Origin of the sequence: Lentzea sokolovensis (assembly GCF_033949975.1) — a bacterium.
GTDB classification, from domain to species: Bacteria; Actinomycetota; Actinomycetes; order Mycobacteriales; family Pseudonocardiaceae; genus Lentzea; species Lentzea sokolovensis.
In genome coordinates, this window is sequence record NZ_JAXAVU010000006.1 from 43,164 (window position 1) to 60,456 (window position 17,293).

Here is a 17,293-nt window from a genome sequence, read left to right on the forward strand (position 1 = left end):
CCATAAACTTTCAGGTGTATGGTTACGGCCGTGACGAACACGGAACCGCGCAGGCGCAACCGCAGGGGCGAGGGCGGGAAGCTGCGAGAAGAGATCATCGCCGCGGCACTCGCGCTGCTGGACGAAGGCGGCGACGAGCGCGCGGTCACGCTGCGCTCGGTCGCCCGCAAGGCGGGGATCGCGGCACCGTCGATCTACCCGCACTTCGCGGACCAGCCGTCGATCATGCTGGCCGTCGTCCAGCAGGAGATGGACGCGCTCGCCGCCACCCTGCGCGAGGCCGACGACAAGGCGGACCGGGACGGGCGGTCGCGGCTCTTCGCGGTGTGCAACGCCTACCTGGACTTCGCGCAGGTGCACCCGCAGCGCTACCGGATCATGTTCGGCGGCCTGTGGACGCCGTCGGTCGAGGACACCTCGATCACCGACGCCGACCTCGACTCACTCGGCGTGGAGGCGTTCACGCTGCTCGTAGACGTGCTCGGCGCGTGCGTCGAGGAGGGGATCGCGCACGGCAGCGACGATCTCTACGGCGACGCGGTGGCGTTGTGGCTCGGGCTGCACGGCCTCGCGCACCAACGGGCCGTGGTGCGCAAGATGCCCGGACCCGCCGACGTCGGAGACCGGCTGATCAGGGCACTCGCGCACCTCAAGTAGGTCAGGGAGCCTCGAACAGCGTCGACACCGACTCGCCGACGTTGATCCGCCGCATCGCCTCGGCCATCGCCGGCGCGATCGACAACACCTTCAACTTCGGCACGGACTTCTCCGCCGGGATCGGCACGGTGTTCGTGGCGACGATCTCCAGCACGTCCTCGAACGCCTGCAGCCGATCCAACGCCCCAGCGGAGAACAGCCCGTGCGTGCAGGCCACCCGGATCGGCCCGGCGCCGCGCTCCCGCAACTTGTCGATCAGCTCGACCACGGTCGAGCCCTTGGCGATCTCGTCGTCGAGCACGATCACGTCGCGTCCGGCCACCTCGCCGATCACGGTCTGGATCTGCACCTTGTCGTCGGCGAAGCGCTGCTTGGCGCCCGCGGCGACCGGCAGGCCCAGGATCCGGGCGAAGTGCGCGGCCTCCTTGGCGTTGCCGAGGTCCGGCGACACCACGACGGTGTTCGACAGGTCGTACTGGGAGAAGTGCGCGGCCAGTTCGCGCAGCGCGTGCAGGTGGTCGACGGGCACCGAGAAGAACCCGTGCACCTGCGGTGAGTGCAACGTCATCGCCAGCACCCTGGACGCGCCCGCGGCGACCATGAGATCGGCGACCAGGCGGCCGCCGATCGAGATGCGGGGCGCGTCCTTCTTGTCCGAACGTGCGTAGGCGTAGTGCGGCAGAACGACGGTCGTGCGCGCGGCGGAGGCGCCACGGGCAGCGTCCAGCATCAGCAGGAGTTCGACGAGGTGTTCCTGCACCGGAGGCACCAGCGGCTGGATCAGGAACACGTCCCGCTCCCGGCAGTTCGCCTGCAACTGCACTTCCAGGCAGTCGTTGGCGAACCGCGTCAGGCGGCTGGGGGAGAGCTCGACACCGAGATGGCCACAGATCTCCGCGGCGAGCGAGGGATGGGCAGAACCACTGAAGACAGCGATGTCACGCACACCCCGAAACCTAGTCGATGACCAGCACCAACTTGCCGTCCTGGAAGAACGGCGTCAGGTTTCCGCGCGTGTCGACGGTGTGGGTTCCGCGCGGTAAAACGACCTCTATGGCCGTGAACGCGAGGATGTCCGACACGCCATGACGGCCGCGCAACGACCGTTGGCCTTGGTACCGCAGAGCGCGCCCCTCGCGGCGGTATTGATGGGCCTCAGCAGCAGCGGAGGCGCCTACTCGAAGCGCCTCCGGGCCTACCTGACGTGCTGAGGACGCACCGCGTACGGAGACGCCGAAACCTTGCGCGACCAGTGAGTTCACCACTGCGTCGGACGGGGGCACCGGCAGGAGGAAGGACATCGCGTAGTGGGTGTCGACCTCGTGCACCACGACCGTTCGGGCCGTGGTCAGCACGGTGTCGTGCAGCTCCAATGCGATCTTCTCCGCTTCCCAGCGGTTTTCATAGCCGGCGTCGATGCCGACGAAGGTGCTGGTCACCTGACCTCCACGAAGATCGGGTTGGTGTAGCACCACAGGTCCTCCCACGGGTTCGCGGCTCCGGGTGTGTCCGCCTGCGGTTCGAACGCGCCGCGGTTGCCGTCGGTTCCGCGCATTCGGAGGTAAAAAGGCTCCCGGACGTTGCGGAACGTGTGCGTGAAGACCGCATAGTGCCAGCGCGGCTCGTAGGATCGCTCGACCTTCACATGTGGCGTGGCCAACGTTTCAGATGATGATCGTCCGGTTACCGCGCCCTTGATGAGGTCCAAACGGCGCAATCGTGGCACGAAACCGGCGCTGTTGGGGCGAGTTGCCAGACGTGCCTTGACCAGCACGCTCACGTCAGAGCCGCGCCGCACGCGCAGACGGCCGCCCATCGTCTCGGTTCCGCCGGATGCGCAAACGTGGAATTGAAGATCATCGACCAGCCCGCCGTGCGAAACCCACGCTCGACCCGCCCTCAAGCCCTCCATCACGGCACCGCGCGTCCGCCGGGTGGCGCCGACGACGGTCCGGGAGAACTCGCCGGGGAAGAAGTCGACGTAGGGCGGCAGCACCTGGGGCACCCCGCCCTCGATCGCGTCGAGGTGCTTTCCGGTCAGGTCGAACTGGTCGCCGGGCTCCGGCACGCGGACGATCGTGTCGCGCGAGTTGAAGTGCGAGTCGGAGTTCGACGTGATCCACCAGCCGAGACCCTCGGCGAGCAGCGAGTCCCAGACGCCGCCGACCTTCGCCGTCATCCAGTCGAAGCCGCCGTAGGTCTTGTAGGCCTCGGCGGGGTAGGGCGCGTAGGAGTTCGGGCCGGGGCTGTTCGCGTAGCCGCCGCGATGGCCACCGGGACCGCGCAACGGGTCGCCGTCGCCCTGCGCTCCGGGCGCGCCCTCCATGCCGACAACGATGTCGGGGGCGAGGTCGCGCAGGGCGCGGAGTTCGTGGGGTGCCACCCGGCCGTTGCGCATCGGGTGGTTCACGAACACCAGCGCGGACTTCATCGTGCCGTTGCGAATCTTGGTCTGCAGGAACCGGATCGCGTCGAGCGCCTTCTTCTCGTTCTCCGGGGTCGAGGCCTCGGCCCCGTTCAGCCGCCAGTCGAACTGCCGCTCGAAGTCGCGCAGCACCCCGGCCTCGTCCCGGCAGTCCTCGAAGAACAGCGTCGCGTGCTCGGCGCCGGGGACGTTCCACTCCATCCCGTGCCACAGCAGCAGTTGCGGGAACTTCCGCCTGGCGCGCTGAAGATCCGCCGCCGTCGCCTCGACGGAGTGCGCCTCGTGCGACACGTGACCGTGGTCGGTGATCACGAGCCAGTCCGTGCCGTGCCGCAACGCGCCGCGGATCTGCTGCTCGACGCTGTACATGCCGTCGTACGAGTACTGCGTGTGCGTGTGGTGATCGCCGGAAAGCCACTGGTAGCGCGACGTCGCCGAAGCGCTCCCGGTGCCCAGCGCTCCCGCCACACCGAGCACGCCGGCTCCCTGCAGGAAGCGTCTGCGGGCTACTTCGGACATGGCTGAACCTCCACGCGACGGGCCGGGGTGCGTGGAGGCTAGGCCGATCGGATGAGCCGCAGATGGACGCTGGATGAACTAGATCGGAAGGAGGTCCACCCAGTCCAGGAACGGCAGCGCGCCCGTCCCCTGCAACGCCGCGAGGCCCAGCCAGATCGACAGGATCGTGACGATCGGCCCGACGATCGCCATCTCGACGACGCCGCCGGTCTTCATCCGCATGATCTTCGGCGGCGCGACCGGGAACCACGTCTTGCCCATGATCGGGATCGGCCACAGGATCGGGCAGCCCTGCTCGGTGATCGCGTCACCGATGTAGTGCGCGAAACACCCGATGCCGACCGCGATCCCGCACGCCGCCGCGGACGCGTCCGTCTGCGAGGTCCACGCGATCATCGCCCACGTGATCCCCGCCGACACCGCGGTGATCAGCAACGCGTCCTGCTTGGGGCACCAGTCGTTCATGATGCCGCGCACCGCCAGTCCGGCGAACACGAACATCAGCACTGGCAGCGCCCACTTCTGGCTGTTCTGGATGACCGCGGCGGTGAAGACGGCGGCGAACAACGCGAAGACGAGCGTGTGCGTGAGACCGCGATGTCCGCCGTCTCGCTTGGAATCTCTTTTCAGCCGCGTCGTCCGATAGACGAAGCTGCTCAACACGTTGATGCCCGCGGACAGCCCGCTGCTCAACGCTCCGAACGTGCGCGAGATGGTCGATCCGGGGTGGTCCAGGTCGGGCAGAAGTGCCGCGCCAGTGGCGAGAACCGCGCCCACGGCCCAGCTCTGCGGCGAAAGCTGGCCGATCGGGTGAGTTGACGCGATCGCGGTGACGGCGCTCCAGGCGAGCAGCCCGCTCATCGCATGTGTTGGCCCAGTTGACACTTACGCCCCTTCTAGTGATCACCCGACCGTGCTGACAGTAGTCGTGGCTTGAACGCTGCCGGAGCGAAACTCGTTCAACGGCGAAGAAGATCGACTCCTGCCTGGTGGGGCCCTCTCTCGTGGTGACCAGTGCGCGAGAGGACTACGGTTCACACCAATGGCGCAGTGCGTGGCGCCAGTTGAATCGATGTAACCAGGGTCGCAGGCACAGGACGGCGGTTTACCAGTACGCTTGTCCTGCTTGCATCGTCGCGAGAGGAGCGCCCAGGATTATGGGCAAGATCAAGGTTCAGGGCACCGTCGTCGAACTCGACGGCGACGAGATGACCCGAATCATCTGGCAGTTCATCAAGGACAAGCTGATCCACCCGTACCTGGACGTCACTCTGGAGTACTACGACCTGGGCATCGAGCACCGGGACGCCACCGACGACCAGGTCACGATCGACGCCGCGAACGCCATCAAGAAGCACGGCGTCGGCGTCAAGTGCGCCACGATCACGCCGGACGAGGCGCGCGTCGAGGAGTTCGGCCTCAAGAAGATGTGGGTCTCGCCCAACGGCACGATCCGCAACATCCTCGGCGGTGTCGTCTTCCGCGAGCCGATCATCATCTCGAACGTCCCGCGGCTGGTCCCGGGCTGGACGAAGCCGATCATCATCGGCCGTCACGCCCACGGTGACCAGTACAAGGCCACCAACTTCAAGGTGCCCGGCGCCGGCAAGCTCACGATCACGTTCCAGCCGGAGGACGGCTCGGACCCGATCGAGCACGTCGTCACCGAGTTCCCGGCGGAGGGCGGTGTGGCGATGGGCATGTACAACTACAACAAGTCCATCGAGGACTTCGCCCGCGCCTCGTTCTCCTACGGCCTGCAGCGGGGCTACCCCGTCTACATGTCGACGAAGAACACGATCCTGAAGGCCTACGACGGCGCCTTCAAGGACATCTTCGAGCGCGTGTTCAACGAGGAGTTCAAGGCGGAGTTCGACGCCAAGGGCCTCACCTACGAGCACCGCCTGATCGACGACATGGTCGCCGCTGCCATGAAGTGGGAGGGCGGCTACGTCTGGGCGTGCAAGAACTACGACGGTGACGTCCAGTCCGACACGGTCGCGCAGGGCTTCGGCTCGCTCGGCCTCATGACGTCGGTCCTGATGACGCCGGACGGCAAGACGGTCGAGGCAGAGGCCGCGCACGGCACCGTGACGCGTCACTTCCGCCAGCACCAGGCCGGCAAGCCGACCTCCACGAACCCCATCGCGTCGATCTACGCGTGGACCCGTGGCCTCATGCACCGCGGCAAGCTGGACAACACCCCCGAGGTGATCCGCTTCGCCGAGGCGCTCGAGGAGGTCGTGATCGAGACCGTCGAGGCCGGTCAGATGACCAAGGACCTGGCCCTGCTGATCAGCAAGGACCAGGCGTGGCTGACGACCGAGGACTTCCTCGGCGCGCTCGACGAGAACCTCAAGAAGAAGATGGCGTCGTTCTGACGGTCGCCTGATTCGAGTACGTGAGAAGGCCACCCCGGTCACGCCGGGGTGGCCTTTCGCTTTGTGCGTCACCCGGTCGGTTCCTCTTGCGGGTGGTTGCCGCGCCGAGCCGTCCACACAGGCCCTCCAGCCGCTATATCTGCTGTTCCAGGGCTTGTTTTGTGCGGAGGCGTCGCGATGCTGGGTGTTCCGGTTCGGGGAATGATCGTCATTGGTGTGCTCGGAGTCGCCGGCGTCATGTACGCGGTGAACGGCGGCAAACCGATGGGCAGTGACAAGGGGGCGGAGATCTGCAAGATCACGGTGACCGCGGACATCCTCAACGTCCGGTCAGGGCCCGGTGACATGCAGCCGATCGTCTCGACCATGCCGCGCGACGCGGTGACCGACGCGCAGGGCCGCGTCGAGAACGGCTACCGGATGCTGAGCGACCGGCGCTGGGTGAGCCAGTCGTTCGTCGCGCTGACCAGCGACTCGACCTGCAAGTAACTCCTGTCGGGCGTTCGTTTCCCGCTGCTCTGGCAAACTTGCGGGCATGCTGCGGAACATGTTTCGGTGGGGCAGAGCCAAGGGCGTCACGCAGTGCTCCTGCGACCCCGAGTGGCAGGGCCTCTACACCGAGATCGACGGGCAGCGCCAGCTGGCCCTGCCCCGCGACGAGATGGCCACCCTCGTCGGCTATCTCGACCTGACCGCACACTGCGCCGGCTGCGGTGCCGAGTACCCGAAGCCCTGGGGCCTGGCCTCCCAGTAGGCTCCTTCGTCGTGCTCACGGTCTCCACGGTCAACGTCAACGGTCTGCGCGCCGCCGCCAAGAAGGGCTACCTCTCGTGGCTCGCTTCGACTTCCGCGGATGTGGTGTGCCTGCAGGAAGTCCGCGCCGAACCCGCCGAGTTGGCTGCCGACGTCCACTCGCCTGAGTGCTGGTTCGGCGTGTACGCGCCGTCCTCCTTGAAGGGCCGCGCAGGCGTAGGCATCCTTTCGCGCGTAGAGCCCACCTCAGTCCGTGTCGGCTTCGGCACCGCCGAGTTCGAGGCGAGCGGCCGCTACGTGGAGATCGAACTGCCCGGCGTCGTCGTCGCGTCGCTCTACTTGCCGTCCGGCGACGTGGGCACCGAGAAGCAGGACGAGAAGGACCGCTTCATGGCGGCCTTCCTGCCGTACCTGGTGTCGCTGCGAGAGAAGGCGGCCGTATCGGGCCGTGAGGTGCTCGTGTGCGGTGACTGGAACATCGCGCACCAGCAGGCAGATCTGAAGAACTGGAAGACGAACCAGAAGGAGTCCGGCTTCCTGCCGTACGAGCGGGAGTGGCTGACTTCCGTGTTCGCCTCTGGGTACAACGACGTGATGCGCGCGCTGCACCCCGATGTCGTTGGGCCGTACTCGTGGTGGTCGTACCGCGGCAAGGCCTTCGACAACGACTCGGGCTGGCGGATCGACTACCAGGTCGCGACGGACGGGCTGGCGGCTCGGGCTCGGACCGCGGTGGTGGAGCGGGCGGCGACGTACGCCGAGCGCTGGTCGGACCACGCCCCGGTCACCGTGGAGTACTCGGACTGACTTGCCGTCGACTCACCGCTTCGGCTTGGTTTCGATCAACTTCGTGCCTGGGTGATCGGCGTCGCGGTTCTTGTGCTCGACCTTGTACTCCTCCGTGGGGTCCATCAAGAACCGCGTCCGGCCGTCGTCGAAGAGCGTGACCCAGCACCCTTCTCTGACTCGGAAACGCCAACTGGGAGTCTCTCTGGCGTTTCCGGGTCGCCGCACGGCGGTGAACTCGAACGTCTGCTCGTCGTCAGGCACGACCTGCTCGTCGGTTTCTTGTCTCGCAGCGTTTCAGCACCGCCCGGTGCAGCCACTCGCGCTGCTCCGACTGACTCAGCCCGAACAGCCTTTATCGCTCTTGTCGCCCACCTGACGGCTCGATTCAACCCGCCCGTTCCCCGAATATGAACACGATTCACCATCGATGAATCGGGGCGGCTCATGACAGGCTTCAACCGGCGTTCGTTCCTCCTGGCGATGGGGGTGGGCGCCGCGGGCGTGCCGCTCCTGGACCGCCAAGCGTTTGCGTCGACGGCGGGCACCACGCTCGACGTCACGGCCGCGCCGATCGGCACCAGCGGCTACCGCAGGCTCGCGGCGGGCCCTGGCTGGCCGACGGTCGTGCGCGGCGATCTGATCCAGGCCAAGCCCAACAGGGAAGCCAGGCGGCAGGCGCTCACCAGCTTCGTGCAGTTCTCCGACATGCACATCTGCGACGCTCAGAGCCCGCTCCGGTTCGAGTACCTGCACCCGATCATGGGCTCCAGCGCGCACCGGCCGCAGGAAGCGCTCACCACCCAGGGCTCGACGTCGCTCGTCCGCCGTGTCAACGCCGTTCGCCGAGGACCGTTGACCGGCAGGCCGTTCGACTTCCTCATGACGACCGGCGACAACACCGACAACCACGAGAACGTCGAACTCGACTGGTTCCTCACGATCCTCAACGGCGGCCGCATCACCCCGAACACCGGCGACACCCGCTACGAAGGCGTGCAGAACGCGGGCATCAGCACGTTCTGGCAGCCGGATCTCAGCGGCAGCGACGACTACAAGGCGGCAGGTTTCCCGCAGCTCAACGGGTTGCTCGACGCGGCGGTCCGCGAGTTCACCAGCCCCGGCCTGAACATCCCCTGGTACTCCACGATCGGCAACCACGACGACAGCGTGGTCGGCGCGCTGCAGGACGGGCTGCTCGACAGCTGGTACACCGGCCGCAAGAAGATCGTCGGGTTCGGCGACCCCGTGCAGAACGCCAAGGTCGCGCAGGCGTTCAACGACCCCAAGGCGATCCCGGAAGCGATGGCCATCCTCGCGAGTGGCGGCGTCGTTCGGACCGTGACGCCGGACAGCCGGCGCAGGCTGTTCAGCACTGGCGAGTTCGTGCGCAAGCATCTGCCGTCGGGCGGACACGGCTACACGGACGCCAACGCGGACGGTGTGGACGTCTTCTACACGTTCCGGATGGCGCCCGGTGTCACGGGCATCAGCATGGACACCACGAACCTCGCAGGGTTCTCCACGGGCTCGATAGGGCTGCATCAGCTGAACTGGATCGAGAAGACCCTCAGGCGCAACAGCTCGCTCTACTACGACTGGCTGGGCTTGCCGCAACGGCAGAACGTCACCGACGAGCTGTTCGTGCTCTTCAGTCACCACACGAGCACGACGATGGGCAACGTTCTGCCGGACAAGCGCCGGCCGCTCGACCCGCGGATGAACGGCGACGCGCTCGTGAATCTCCTGCACCGCTTTCCGAACGTGCTGGCGTGGGTCAACGGCCACACGCACCGCAACGTGATCACCCCGCATCGGCACGCCACGCCGGGCAGGAGCTTCTGGGAGATCAACACCGCCGCTCACGTCGACTACCCGCAGCACGCCCGCGTGATCGAGGTCGCGGACAACGGTGACGGCACGTTGTCGCTGTTCACGACGTTGCTGGAAGCGGATGCGCCGTACCAGGCCGACTACGACGACCGCAGCGACACCGGGCTCGCCAGCCTGTGCCGGGAGTTCACCTACAACGACATCCACTCGCGGACGAACCCGCTGGGCACGCCGCTCGACCGGAACACGGAACTGCTCGTCGCCGTCCGCTGAGTGGGATGTCCCACAGCCAGTCACACCTGATCAGGAATTTCGGCGGCCTAAGGTCGTTGACGTGGCAGTGGACATCTCGCTAATCCCACCGCAGCCCCGTCCGAGTGCTGCGGCCATGCGGCGTGCTCTGCGCCGGGCCGCTGACGGTGCGGTGCTCGACGCGACAGAGGCCTCCGTGTTGCTCCACGCGCGCGAGGACGACCTGGACGCGTTGCTGACAGCGGCGGGCAAGGTGCGGGACGCGCACCTGCTGGCCGAGGGGCGGGCCGGGATCGTCACGTACAGCCGGTCGGTGTTCATCCCGCTGACCAGGCTGTGCCGCGACCGGTGCCACTACTGCACGTTCGCGACCGTGCCGCACAAGGTGCCCGCGGCGTTCCTCGAACGCGACGAGGTGCTGGCGATCGCGCGGGCCGGGGCCGCCCAGGGCTGCAAGGAAGCCCTCTTCACGCTCGGCGACCGGCCGGAGGATCGCTGGCCCGCCGCGAAGGAGTGGCTGGAGGCGCGCGGCTTCGAGTCCACTTTGGACTACGTGCGGGCCAGTGCCATCGCGGTGCTGGAGGAGACCGGGCTGCTGCCGCACCTCAACCCCGGCGTGCTGAGCTGGGAGGAACTGACGCGGCTGCGGCCCGTCGCGTCCAGCATGGGCATGATGCTGGAGACCACCGCTGAGCGGCTGTGGAGCGAGAAGGGCGGCCCGCACTACGGCAGCCCCGACAAGGATCCCGCCGTCCGGCTGCGCGTCCTCACCGACGCCGGCCGCGTGAACGTCCCGTTCACCACCGGAATCCTGATCGGCATCGGCGAGACCATCACCGAGCGCGCCGAGTCACTGCTCGCGATGCGCCAGATCGCCAAGCAGTACGGGCACATCCAGGAAGTCATCATCCAGAACTTCCGCGCCAAGCCGGACACGGCGATGCGCGGCATGCCCGACGCCGACCTCACCGAACTCGCGGCCACGATCGCCGTCGCACGCCTGGTGATGCCGTCGACGGTGAGCGTGCAGGCGCCGCCGAACCTGGTCGGTGGCGAGTTCGGCCTGATGCTGCGCGCGGGCGTCGACGACTGGGGCGGCGTCTCGCCGATCACACCCGACCACGTGAACCCCGAGAAGCCGTGGCCCCAGGTCGACCAGCTCGCGGAGATCACCGAGCAGGCCGGTTTCTCCTTGCAGGAACGGCTGAACGTCTACCCTCGCTTCGTCCGCGCGACGGTCGGGCAGTGGATCGACACCCGGCTCACCGCGCACGTTTCCGCGCTGGCACTGGAGAACGGCCTCGCGAACCCGGACGCCGAGGTCGTCGGCCGCGAGTGGCAGGAACCCGACGGCGGGATCGACACCTACGGACGCGCGGACCTCAACACCGCGATCGACACCGAAGGCCGCACGAACGACCGCCGCGGCGACTTCGACGAGGTCTACGGCGACTGGGACGAGCTGAAGATTCCCGTTGCCCCGCAACGGCTTCCCGACGACGTCCAACGTGGACTGAAGATCGCCGAGAACGATCCGGCCGCGCTGCTCGACGACACCGAGGCCGCCATGGCGCTGCTGACGGCCGACGGTGAAGCGCTCGAAGTGATGACCCGCCTCGCCGACGACCTGCGGCGCGAGGTGGTCGGCGACGACGTCACGTACGTGGTCAACCGGAACATCAACTTCTCCAACGTCTGCTACGTCGGGTGCCGCTTCTGCGCCTTCGCCCAGCGCGAGCGCGACGCCGACGCGTTCCGGCTCTCCGCGGAGGAGGTCGCCGACCGCGCCCAGGAGGCGTGGAACGACGGCGCCACCGAGGTCTGCATGCAGGGCGGCATCGACCCCAAGCTGCCGGTGACCTACTACGCCGACGTCGTGCGCGCGATCAAGAAGCGTCTGCCCGAGATGCACGTCCACGCGTTCAGCCCCATGGAGATCGTGTCCGCCGCGGCGAAGGCCGGCGTGAGCGTGCGCGAGTGGCTGACCGAGCTCAAGGAAGCCGGTCTCGACACGATTCCCGGCACCGCGGCCGAGATCCTCGACGACGACGTGCGGTGGGTGCTCACCAAGGGCAAGCTGCCGACCGCGACCTGGCTCGACGTCGTCGGAACGGCCCATGAGCTGGGCATTCGTTCATCCAGCACGATGATGTACGGCCACGTGGACCACCCCGGACACTGGCTCACGCACTTCCGGGTGCTCGCGAAGCTCCAGGACCGGACCGGCGGGCTCACCGAGTTCGTCGCGCTGCCGTTCGTGCACCGCAACGCCCCGATCTACCTGGCAGGAGTCGCCCGTCCCGGTCCCACCCGCCGCGACAACCGCGCCGTGCACGCGTTCGCACGGTTGGCGCTGCACGGGCGCGTGGACAACATCCAGTGCTCGTGGGTGAAGCTCGGCGACGAGGGCACCGCGGAGATCCTCAACGGCGGCGCGAACGACATCGGCGGCACGTTGATGGAGGAGACCATCAGCCGCATGGCCGGATCCGAACACGGCTCGGCGCGTACTGTGCGTGAGCTTGAATCCCTGGCTTCGCTCGCAGGGCGTAACGCGCGTCAGCGGACTACGACATATGGGCGAGTGCTATCTGATCACGAGTGACCGATAGTCTGATTCGGCGCATCGACGCTACCGGCGTTCGGTAGCTTGGCGGCCAATCAGTCAGCAAGGTTCACCCGTTCCGGGGTGGATCTGTGCCTTGGGGAGGCTCGGCAAGTGCACGGCATGAGTCTGGTTCTGAGCGCTGCGGTCGAAAGCAGCATGACCGGCACCGCTGCTGGTCCCGTGGGTCTGATCGCGGTGACGGCGGGCGTCGGTGGGCTGGTGTACGGCCTGGTGAAGCGGCGCAAGCCCGCTCCGATCGTCGCGGCCAACCAGCGCATCGACCTGGTCCAGCAGGACTCCGCGCAGAACTGATCTGCCTGGTCTGAGAAGATTTCGTTCGTGTCCACGGAGAACGCGCCTGTAGAGGCTGTCAAGCGCCCCCGCGTCCTGTCCGGCATCCAGCCGACGGCCGGGTCGTTCCACCTCGGCAACTACCTGGGTGCGGTGCGGCAGTGGGTGGCGTTGCAGGAAGCGCACGACGCGTTCTACTGCGTCGTCGACCTGCACGCGATCACCGTGGAGCAGAACCCGAAGGAACTGCGGCAGAACACGCGCGTCTCGGCCGCGCAGCTGCTCGCGCTGGGCATCGACCCGGATCGGGCGACCCTGTTCGTGCAGTCGCACGTCCCCGAGCACGCCCAGCTCGGCTGGGTCATGCAGTGCATGACCGGCTTCGGCGAGGCGTCGCGGATGACGCAGTTCAAGGACAAGTCCGCACGTCAGGAGCAGTCCGTCGGCGTCGGCCTGTTCACGTACCCGATCCTGCAGGCCGCGGACATCCTGCTGTACCAGGCGCACTACGTGCCGGTCGGCGAGGACCAGCGCCAGCACCTGGAGCTGACCCGCGACCTCGCGACGCGCTTCAACTCGCGCTACGGCAAGACGTTCCGCCTGCCCGAGGCGTACATCGTCAAGGACACGGCCAAGATCTTCGACCTGCAGGACCCGACGGCGAAGATGAGCAAGTCGGTGCCCGGCGGTGTCGTCGAGCTGCTGGAAGACCCGAAGCGCTCGGCCAAGAAGATCCGTTCCGCCGTGACCGACACGGGCCGCGAGGTCCTCTTCGACGTCGAGAACAAGCCGGGCGTCTCGAACCTGCTGACGATCTACTCGGCCCTGACCGGCCGGACGGTCGAGTCGCTGGTCACCGACTACGACGGCAAGGGCTACGGCGACCTGAAGAAGGACCTCGGCGAGGTCTTCACCGAGTGGGTCACGCCGGTGCAGGAACGCGTGAAGATGTACCTCGACGACGTGGCGTCGCTGGACAAGATTCTGGCCGGCGGTGCCGAACGCGCTCGTGAGGTCGCCTCCGGCACGTTGCGCCGCACGTACGAGAAGATCGGCTTTGTTCTGCCTGAGTAGTGCAAGTGCACTAGCGTCTTGGTCGTGGACAAGTGGCGGCGGAAGTACGCGTGGCTCGACCACATCATGCTGGCCTACGAGCGCTTCACCGAGAGATACGGCACGCACTACGCCGCCGCGGTGACGTACTTCAGCGTGCTGTCGCTGGTGCCCATCCTGATGATCGGCTTCGCCGTCGCGGGTTTCGTGCTCCAGTCGCAGCCGGATCTGCTGGCTGAGCTGCGCGGGGCCATCACCGAGGCGGTGCCGGACCCGAACCTGAGCAAGCAGCTCAACGACGCCGTCACCACCGCCCTGGAGTCCAAGGGCACGGTCGGCATCATCGGCCTGATCGGCGCCGCCTACTCCGGTCTCGGCTGGATGGGCAACCTCCGCGACGCCCTGACCGCGCAGTGGGGCCACGCGAAGGAGAACCTGCCGTTCCTCGGCACGTTGTGGCGCGACCTGCTGGCGTTGATCGGCCTGGGACTCGCGATCGTGCTGTCGTTCGGCATCACCGCGCTGGGCACCGGGTTCGCCGAGCTCATCCTGCGGTGGATGGGCCTGGAGAACGCCGGCTGGGCGCACGTCCTGCTGCGGATCGGCACGATCATCCTGTCGCTGCTCGCGAACTGGCTCGTGTTCCTGTGGGTGCTCTCGCGGCTGCCGCGCAAGCCCGTCGGGTGGCGCAGCGCGATCCGCGGGGCGTTCGCCGGAGCGGTCGGGTTCGAGATCCTGAAGCAGACGGCGACGATCTTCCTGTCGTTCACGACCAAGTCGCCGACCTCGGCCGCGTTCGGGTCCGTCATCGGTGTGCTGGTGTTCGCGAACCTCGTGGCGCAGTTCGTCCTGTTCATCACGGCCTGGACGGCCACCGCGAAGGAGAACCGCGAGCCCGAGGTCGTGAAGGCGCCCCCGCCCGCGGTGATTGCGCCCGTGGTCTCCGTGCGGTCCGGGCCTTCGCCGTCGTTGATGATCGGCGCGGGCGCGGTGGCCGGTGCGCTGCTCGGCCTCCGGTGGCGCCGCAAATAGCGTGCAGAACGAGAACGGCCCCAGCGCGTCTGCGCTGGGGCCGTCTTCTTCGGTGTCTCAGACGCTCTGTGCCGCCTGCGCGGCCTGACGGCGTGCCCTGGCCGCCTTGGCGCGCTTGCTGCGGATGAAGAGCACCAGACCGGCCAGCAGGCCGAGGACCGCGACGGCCGTGATGGGCAGGCCGACGGTGCCGAACGCGGTCGGCGTCGGGCGGCCGGTGCGCGGGTCGGTGACCGCCACGTCCTGGGCGTCGGCGCTGTCCTGGGTGGGGACGACGTTCGGCTTCGGCTGCGGGGCTCCGTCGACGAGCTTGCCGACGCCGCCGGGGCCCATGGCGAAGCCGTAGTCGAGCAGCTTCGAGGCCTGGGCGTCGATGCGCGTGGGCGTCTGCTGACCGCGCAGCAGGACGACGACGAGACGGCGGCCGTTGCGTTCGGCGGCGCCCACGTACGTGTGCTGGGAGTCGTCGGTGAAGCCGGTCTTGCCGCCGAGCGCGCCCTCGTAGTTCGTGAGCAGGCGGTTGTCGTTCTGCAGCATGATCGTTCCGCCGTTGCGGCCGGGGAACTGCGACTGCTGCAGCTTGATGGCCGAGGAGAACTCCTCGTACTTCATCGCGCCGCGGAAGATCAGGCCGACGTCGTAGGCCGAGGTGCTGGTGCCGGGGGCGTCGAGGCCCGACGGCGTCACGGCGCGGGTGTCGAGGGCGCCGAGCTCCTTGGCCATGGCGTTCATCTTGCGCAGGGCGTTCGGCACGCCGCCGAGCTGACGGGCCAGCGTGTGCGCCACGTCGTTGCCCGAGGTGAGCAGCAGGCCGTGCAGCAGCTGGCGGACGGTGTACTGGCCGCCGTCCTTCAGGCCCACGCAGGTGCATTCCTGCTGCGTGTCCTCAGCGCTGGCGGTGACGACGAGGTCGCCCCGCAGTTCCTTGGCGACGACCATCGCGAGCAGCACCTTGATGACGCTGGCGGGACGCTGACGGCCGTGCGGGTCGTACGCGGCGATGACGGCGCCGCTGTCCATGTCCGCGAGCAGCCACGACGCCGCGGTGATGCCGCTGGGCGGCTGGCCGGAGTTCGGCGGCAGGATCAGGCCGCACTCGCCCAGCCGGTCACCGCCGATGGGCTTTTCCGGCACCTCGAGTGCGGCCGGGGCCTTCTGACCGGGCGCCGGCTGCTCCGACGTGTCCACCGGTGGAGGTGGGGTCTCGCGGTTCTCACACTGAGCCGAGCCGGCGGCTTGCTGTGCGGTGCTCGTCGGTGCGGCGAACGCGGCTGTGGCCGTTGCTAGGACCAGGGCGACGATGAGCCGTTTTGGGAAGGGCACACGTTCAGGCTATCCACCCCCGTTTAGCCGCTTGCACGCACCACGTCTGATACTGGTCGGTGTGAAGCTCTCGCGCCCGATGTCACTCTTCCTGGTGGCTTTCGGACTGTGGTCGTGGGTGATCTGGCCCACTTTCCTGAAGAACATCTGGAACGACCCCCGTTCGTTCAGCGACGGACCTACCGCGTTCTTCACGGTCCACCTGGTGCTCGTGATCGCCTCGCTCGTGTTCGGCACCGTCATCGGCGTGCTGGGCGTGCGGGGATTCCTGGCCACTCGACGTCGATAAGGAAAACGCTGTGGAGTTCGTACGCCTGCTGCTGGTGTTCCTGCACCTGCTCGGCATGGGCATGCTCGTCGCGATGATCATGTTGCAGGCCAGGGCCGGCAAGGACGCGCCGGTCAACAAGGGCTGGCTGCACGGAGCGGCCTTGCAGCTGCTGACCGGCGTTGCGCTGGTGGCCATCGACCCGCTGGTCGACTCGGTGAAGTACGACCACGTCAAGATCGGCGTGAAGCTGCTGGTCGTCGTGGCCATCGCCGCCGTCGTGGCGATCAACGTCAGCAAGCCGAAGGCCCCGTCCTGGCTGCTGCCGACCGCCGCGTCGCTGGTCGTGCTGAACGTGGGCATCGCGGTCTTCTGGACCTGATCGGGGGATGTCGCCGGCTCTGGCGGGTGACGTGTGCGTGCTTTTCGCCCGACCCGCTGTACCCGCGCGCAACCATCCGAGGCATGTCACGTATCGCCTATATCGGTGTGCTCACCGCCGGGGCAGTGTTGACGCTCGTCTCACTGCACGGTGCCGCCCCGGAAGCTTCGGCCTCCGGGGATGGCCAGGTGTGCGCCGCTGCGTGGTGCCCGAAAGTACGCCCAGGTTGGCGCGCGCCGTCGCCGAGAGGTGAAGAGCCTCCGACGTCGACCACGACCACCCCGACGACAACGACCACCACCCCTTGCACGACGACCACGACCACCGAGAAGCCGCCGGGTTCGACGAACTCGACGACCACCACCACCACCACCACGACGTCGACGTCCACGAGCACGACCACGACGACACCGGGCTCGACGACGTCGACGACCACGACGACACCAGGTTCGACGACGTCGACCACGAAGTGGACGCCGCCGGACTCGACCACGTCGACCACCCCGCAGACCACCACACCCCACACGACGAAGCCGCTGGTAGCGACTCCGCCGGTGGCGAAGCCCCCGGTCCACCAGGACAACCGCCTGGCCAACACCGGCGCCTCGACCACGTGGCTGCTCCTGCTCGGCGTGCTGCTCCTCGTGGGCGGCACGGCTCTGATGTTGCTCGACCGCGCCAGGCGACCTTCCCGGCGCTGATCCCCGAAAACTGTCGGTGTCCCTCGTCA

The 17,293-nt window shown here is 67.6% G+C and carries 20 protein-coding genes; 13 read left to right on the forward strand and 7 right to left on the reverse strand.

The genetic code is table 11. The annotated features are described in order from the left end of the window. Positions 1-30: 30 nt before the first annotated feature. Complete coding sequence (locus tag SK854_RS11415) at positions 31-657, forward strand: TetR/AcrR family transcriptional regulator (RefSeq protein ID WP_319975029.1); 627 nt, start codon at positions 31-33, stop codon at positions 655-657. Position 658: 1 nt separating this feature from the next. Here SK854_RS11415 and SK854_RS11420 read toward each other — a convergent pair whose 3' ends face one another. The 4 genes from SK854_RS11420 to SK854_RS11435 form a co-directional block, all read right to left on the reverse strand. Beyond that, positions 659-1,603, reverse strand: a complete 945-nt coding sequence (locus SK854_RS11420) for a ribose-phosphate diphosphokinase (protein WP_319975030.1) — start codon at positions 1,601-1,603, stop codon at positions 659-661. A gap of 10 nt (positions 1,604-1,613) precedes the next feature. Then, positions 1,614-2,096, reverse strand: a complete 483-nt coding sequence (locus tag SK854_RS11425) for a hypothetical protein (protein ID WP_319975031.1) — start codon at positions 2,094-2,096, stop codon at positions 1,614-1,616. Then, positions 2,093-3,601 (reverse strand): PHP domain-containing protein, encoded by a 1,509-nt coding sequence (locus SK854_RS11430; protein WP_319975032.1) that lies wholly within the window; start codon positions 3,599-3,601, stop codon positions 2,093-2,095. The genes SK854_RS11425 and SK854_RS11430 overlap by 4 nt, the downstream gene beginning before the upstream one ends. A gap of 78 nt (positions 3,602-3,679) precedes the next feature. Beyond that, entirely contained in the window at positions 3,680-4,486 is an 807-nt protein-coding gene (locus tag SK854_RS11435; RefSeq protein ID WP_319975033.1) for a metal-dependent hydrolase, read from the reverse strand. Between the two features lie 272 nt (positions 4,487-4,758). Between SK854_RS11435 and SK854_RS11440 the strand changes: the two genes are divergently transcribed. From SK854_RS11440 to SK854_RS11455, 4 genes are all read left to right on the forward strand, one after another. Further along, positions 4,759-5,982 (forward strand): NADP-dependent isocitrate dehydrogenase, encoded by a 1,224-nt coding sequence (locus SK854_RS11440; RefSeq protein WP_319975034.1) that lies wholly within the window; start codon positions 4,759-4,761, stop codon positions 5,980-5,982. Positions 5,983-6,183: 201 nt separating this feature from the next. Further along, the gene (locus tag SK854_RS11445) at positions 6,184-6,471 is read left to right on the forward strand and encodes an SH3 domain-containing protein (protein WP_319975035.1); all 288 of its coding nucleotides are present in this window, start codon (positions 6,184-6,186) and stop codon (positions 6,469-6,471) included. Between the two features lie 46 nt (positions 6,472-6,517). Continuing rightward, positions 6,518-6,736, forward strand: a complete 219-nt coding sequence (locus SK854_RS11450; protein ID WP_319975036.1) for a hypothetical protein — start codon at positions 6,518-6,520, stop codon at positions 6,734-6,736. Between the two features lie 11 nt (positions 6,737-6,747). Beyond that, the gene (locus SK854_RS11455) at positions 6,748-7,542 is read left to right on the forward strand and encodes an exodeoxyribonuclease III (RefSeq protein WP_319975037.1); all 795 of its coding nucleotides are present in this window, start codon (positions 6,748-6,750) and stop codon (positions 7,540-7,542) included. Between the two features lie 12 nt (positions 7,543-7,554). On the opposite strand, the gene SK854_RS11460 is transcribed toward SK854_RS11455, so the two are convergent. Then, complete coding sequence (locus SK854_RS11460) at positions 7,555-7,785, reverse strand: hypothetical protein (protein ID WP_319975038.1); 231 nt, start codon at positions 7,783-7,785, stop codon at positions 7,555-7,557. Positions 7,786-7,968: 183 nt separating this feature from the next. On the opposite strand from SK854_RS11460, the gene SK854_RS11465 reads away from it, so the two are divergent. From SK854_RS11465 to yhjD, 5 genes are all read left to right on the forward strand, one after another. Continuing rightward, a complete protein-coding gene (locus SK854_RS11465; RefSeq protein ID WP_319975039.1) occupies positions 7,969-9,627 on the forward strand; it encodes a TIGR03767 family metallophosphoesterase in 1,659 nt (552 codons plus the stop codon). Positions 9,628-9,688: 61 nt separating this feature from the next. Then, positions 9,689-12,211, forward strand: coding sequence for a bifunctional FO biosynthesis protein CofGH (locus SK854_RS11470; protein WP_319975040.1), 2,523 nt, complete (start codon positions 9,689-9,691; stop codon positions 12,209-12,211). 123 nt (positions 12,212-12,334) lie between these two features. Further along, entirely contained in the window at positions 12,335-12,526 is a 192-nt protein-coding gene (locus tag SK854_RS11475) for a hypothetical protein (RefSeq protein ID WP_319975041.1), read from the forward strand. Between the two features lie 27 nt (positions 12,527-12,553). Beyond that, a complete protein-coding gene (gene trpS, locus SK854_RS11480) occupies positions 12,554-13,579 on the forward strand; it encodes a tryptophan--tRNA ligase (protein ID WP_319975042.1) in 1,026 nt (341 codons plus the stop codon). A 24-nt stretch (positions 13,580-13,603) separates the two neighbouring features. Next, positions 13,604-14,590 carry an inner membrane protein YhjD gene (yhjD, locus tag SK854_RS11485; RefSeq protein ID WP_319975043.1) on the forward strand — a complete coding sequence of 329 codons (987 nt, stop codon included), beginning with the start codon at positions 13,604-13,606 and terminating at the stop codon, positions 14,588-14,590. 57 nt (positions 14,591-14,647) lie between these two features. Here the strand turns inward: yhjD and SK854_RS11490 are convergent, their stop codons facing one another. Next, the gene (locus SK854_RS11490; protein ID WP_319975044.1) at positions 14,648-15,778 is read right to left on the reverse strand and encodes a D-alanyl-D-alanine carboxypeptidase family protein; all 1,131 of its coding nucleotides are present in this window, start codon (positions 15,776-15,778) and stop codon (positions 14,648-14,650) included. A 196-nt stretch (positions 15,779-15,974) separates the two neighbouring features. Between SK854_RS11490 and SK854_RS11495 the strand changes: the two genes are divergently transcribed. After that, complete coding sequence (locus tag SK854_RS11495; RefSeq protein WP_319975045.1) at positions 15,975-16,202, forward strand: SCO4848 family membrane protein; 228 nt, start codon at positions 15,975-15,977, stop codon at positions 16,200-16,202. A 10-nt stretch (positions 16,203-16,212) separates the two neighbouring features. After that, on the forward strand, positions 16,213-16,563 hold the full coding sequence (locus SK854_RS11500) for a hypothetical protein (protein ID WP_319975046.1): 351 nt from the start codon (positions 16,213-16,215) through the stop codon (positions 16,561-16,563). A gap of 97 nt (positions 16,564-16,660) precedes the next feature. On the opposite strand, the gene SK854_RS11505 is transcribed toward SK854_RS11500, so the two are convergent. Further along, positions 16,661-17,218 carry a hypothetical protein gene (locus SK854_RS11505; protein ID WP_319975047.1) on the reverse strand — a complete coding sequence of 186 codons (558 nt, stop codon included), beginning with the start codon at positions 17,216-17,218 and terminating at the stop codon, positions 16,661-16,663. Here SK854_RS11505 and SK854_RS48215 point away from each other — a divergent pair. Further along, positions 17,187-17,264: a hypothetical protein gene (locus SK854_RS48215; protein ID WP_406601764.1), complete on the forward strand. Its 78-nt coding sequence runs from the start codon at positions 17,187-17,189 to the stop codon at positions 17,262-17,264. The genes SK854_RS11505 and SK854_RS48215 overlap by 32 nt on opposite strands. Positions 17,265-17,293: the final 29 nt, after the last annotated feature.

Excerpts from the sequence above, each read along its gene's own strand:
- SK854_RS11430 (WP_319975032.1), bottom strand. The coding sequence starts at position 3,601 with ATGTCCGAAGTAGCCCGCAGACGCTTCCTGCAGGGAGCCGGCGTGCTC.
- SK854_RS11440 (WP_319975034.1), top strand. The coding sequence starts at position 4,759 with ATGGGCAAGATCAAGGTTCAGGGCACCGTCGTCGAACTCGACGGCGAC.
- SK854_RS11445 (WP_319975035.1), top strand. The coding sequence starts at position 6,184 with ATGATCGTCATTGGTGTGCTCGGAGTCGCCGGCGTCATGTACGCGGTG.
- SK854_RS11450 (WP_319975036.1), top strand. The coding sequence starts at position 6,518 with ATGCTGCGGAACATGTTTCGGTGGGGCAGAGCCAAGGGCGTCACGCAG.
- SK854_RS11465 (WP_319975039.1), top strand. The coding sequence starts at position 7,969 with ATGACAGGCTTCAACCGGCGTTCGTTCCTCCTGGCGATGGGGGTGGGC.
- SK854_RS11475 (WP_319975041.1), top strand. The coding sequence starts at position 12,335 with ATGAGTCTGGTTCTGAGCGCTGCGGTCGAAAGCAGCATGACCGGCACC.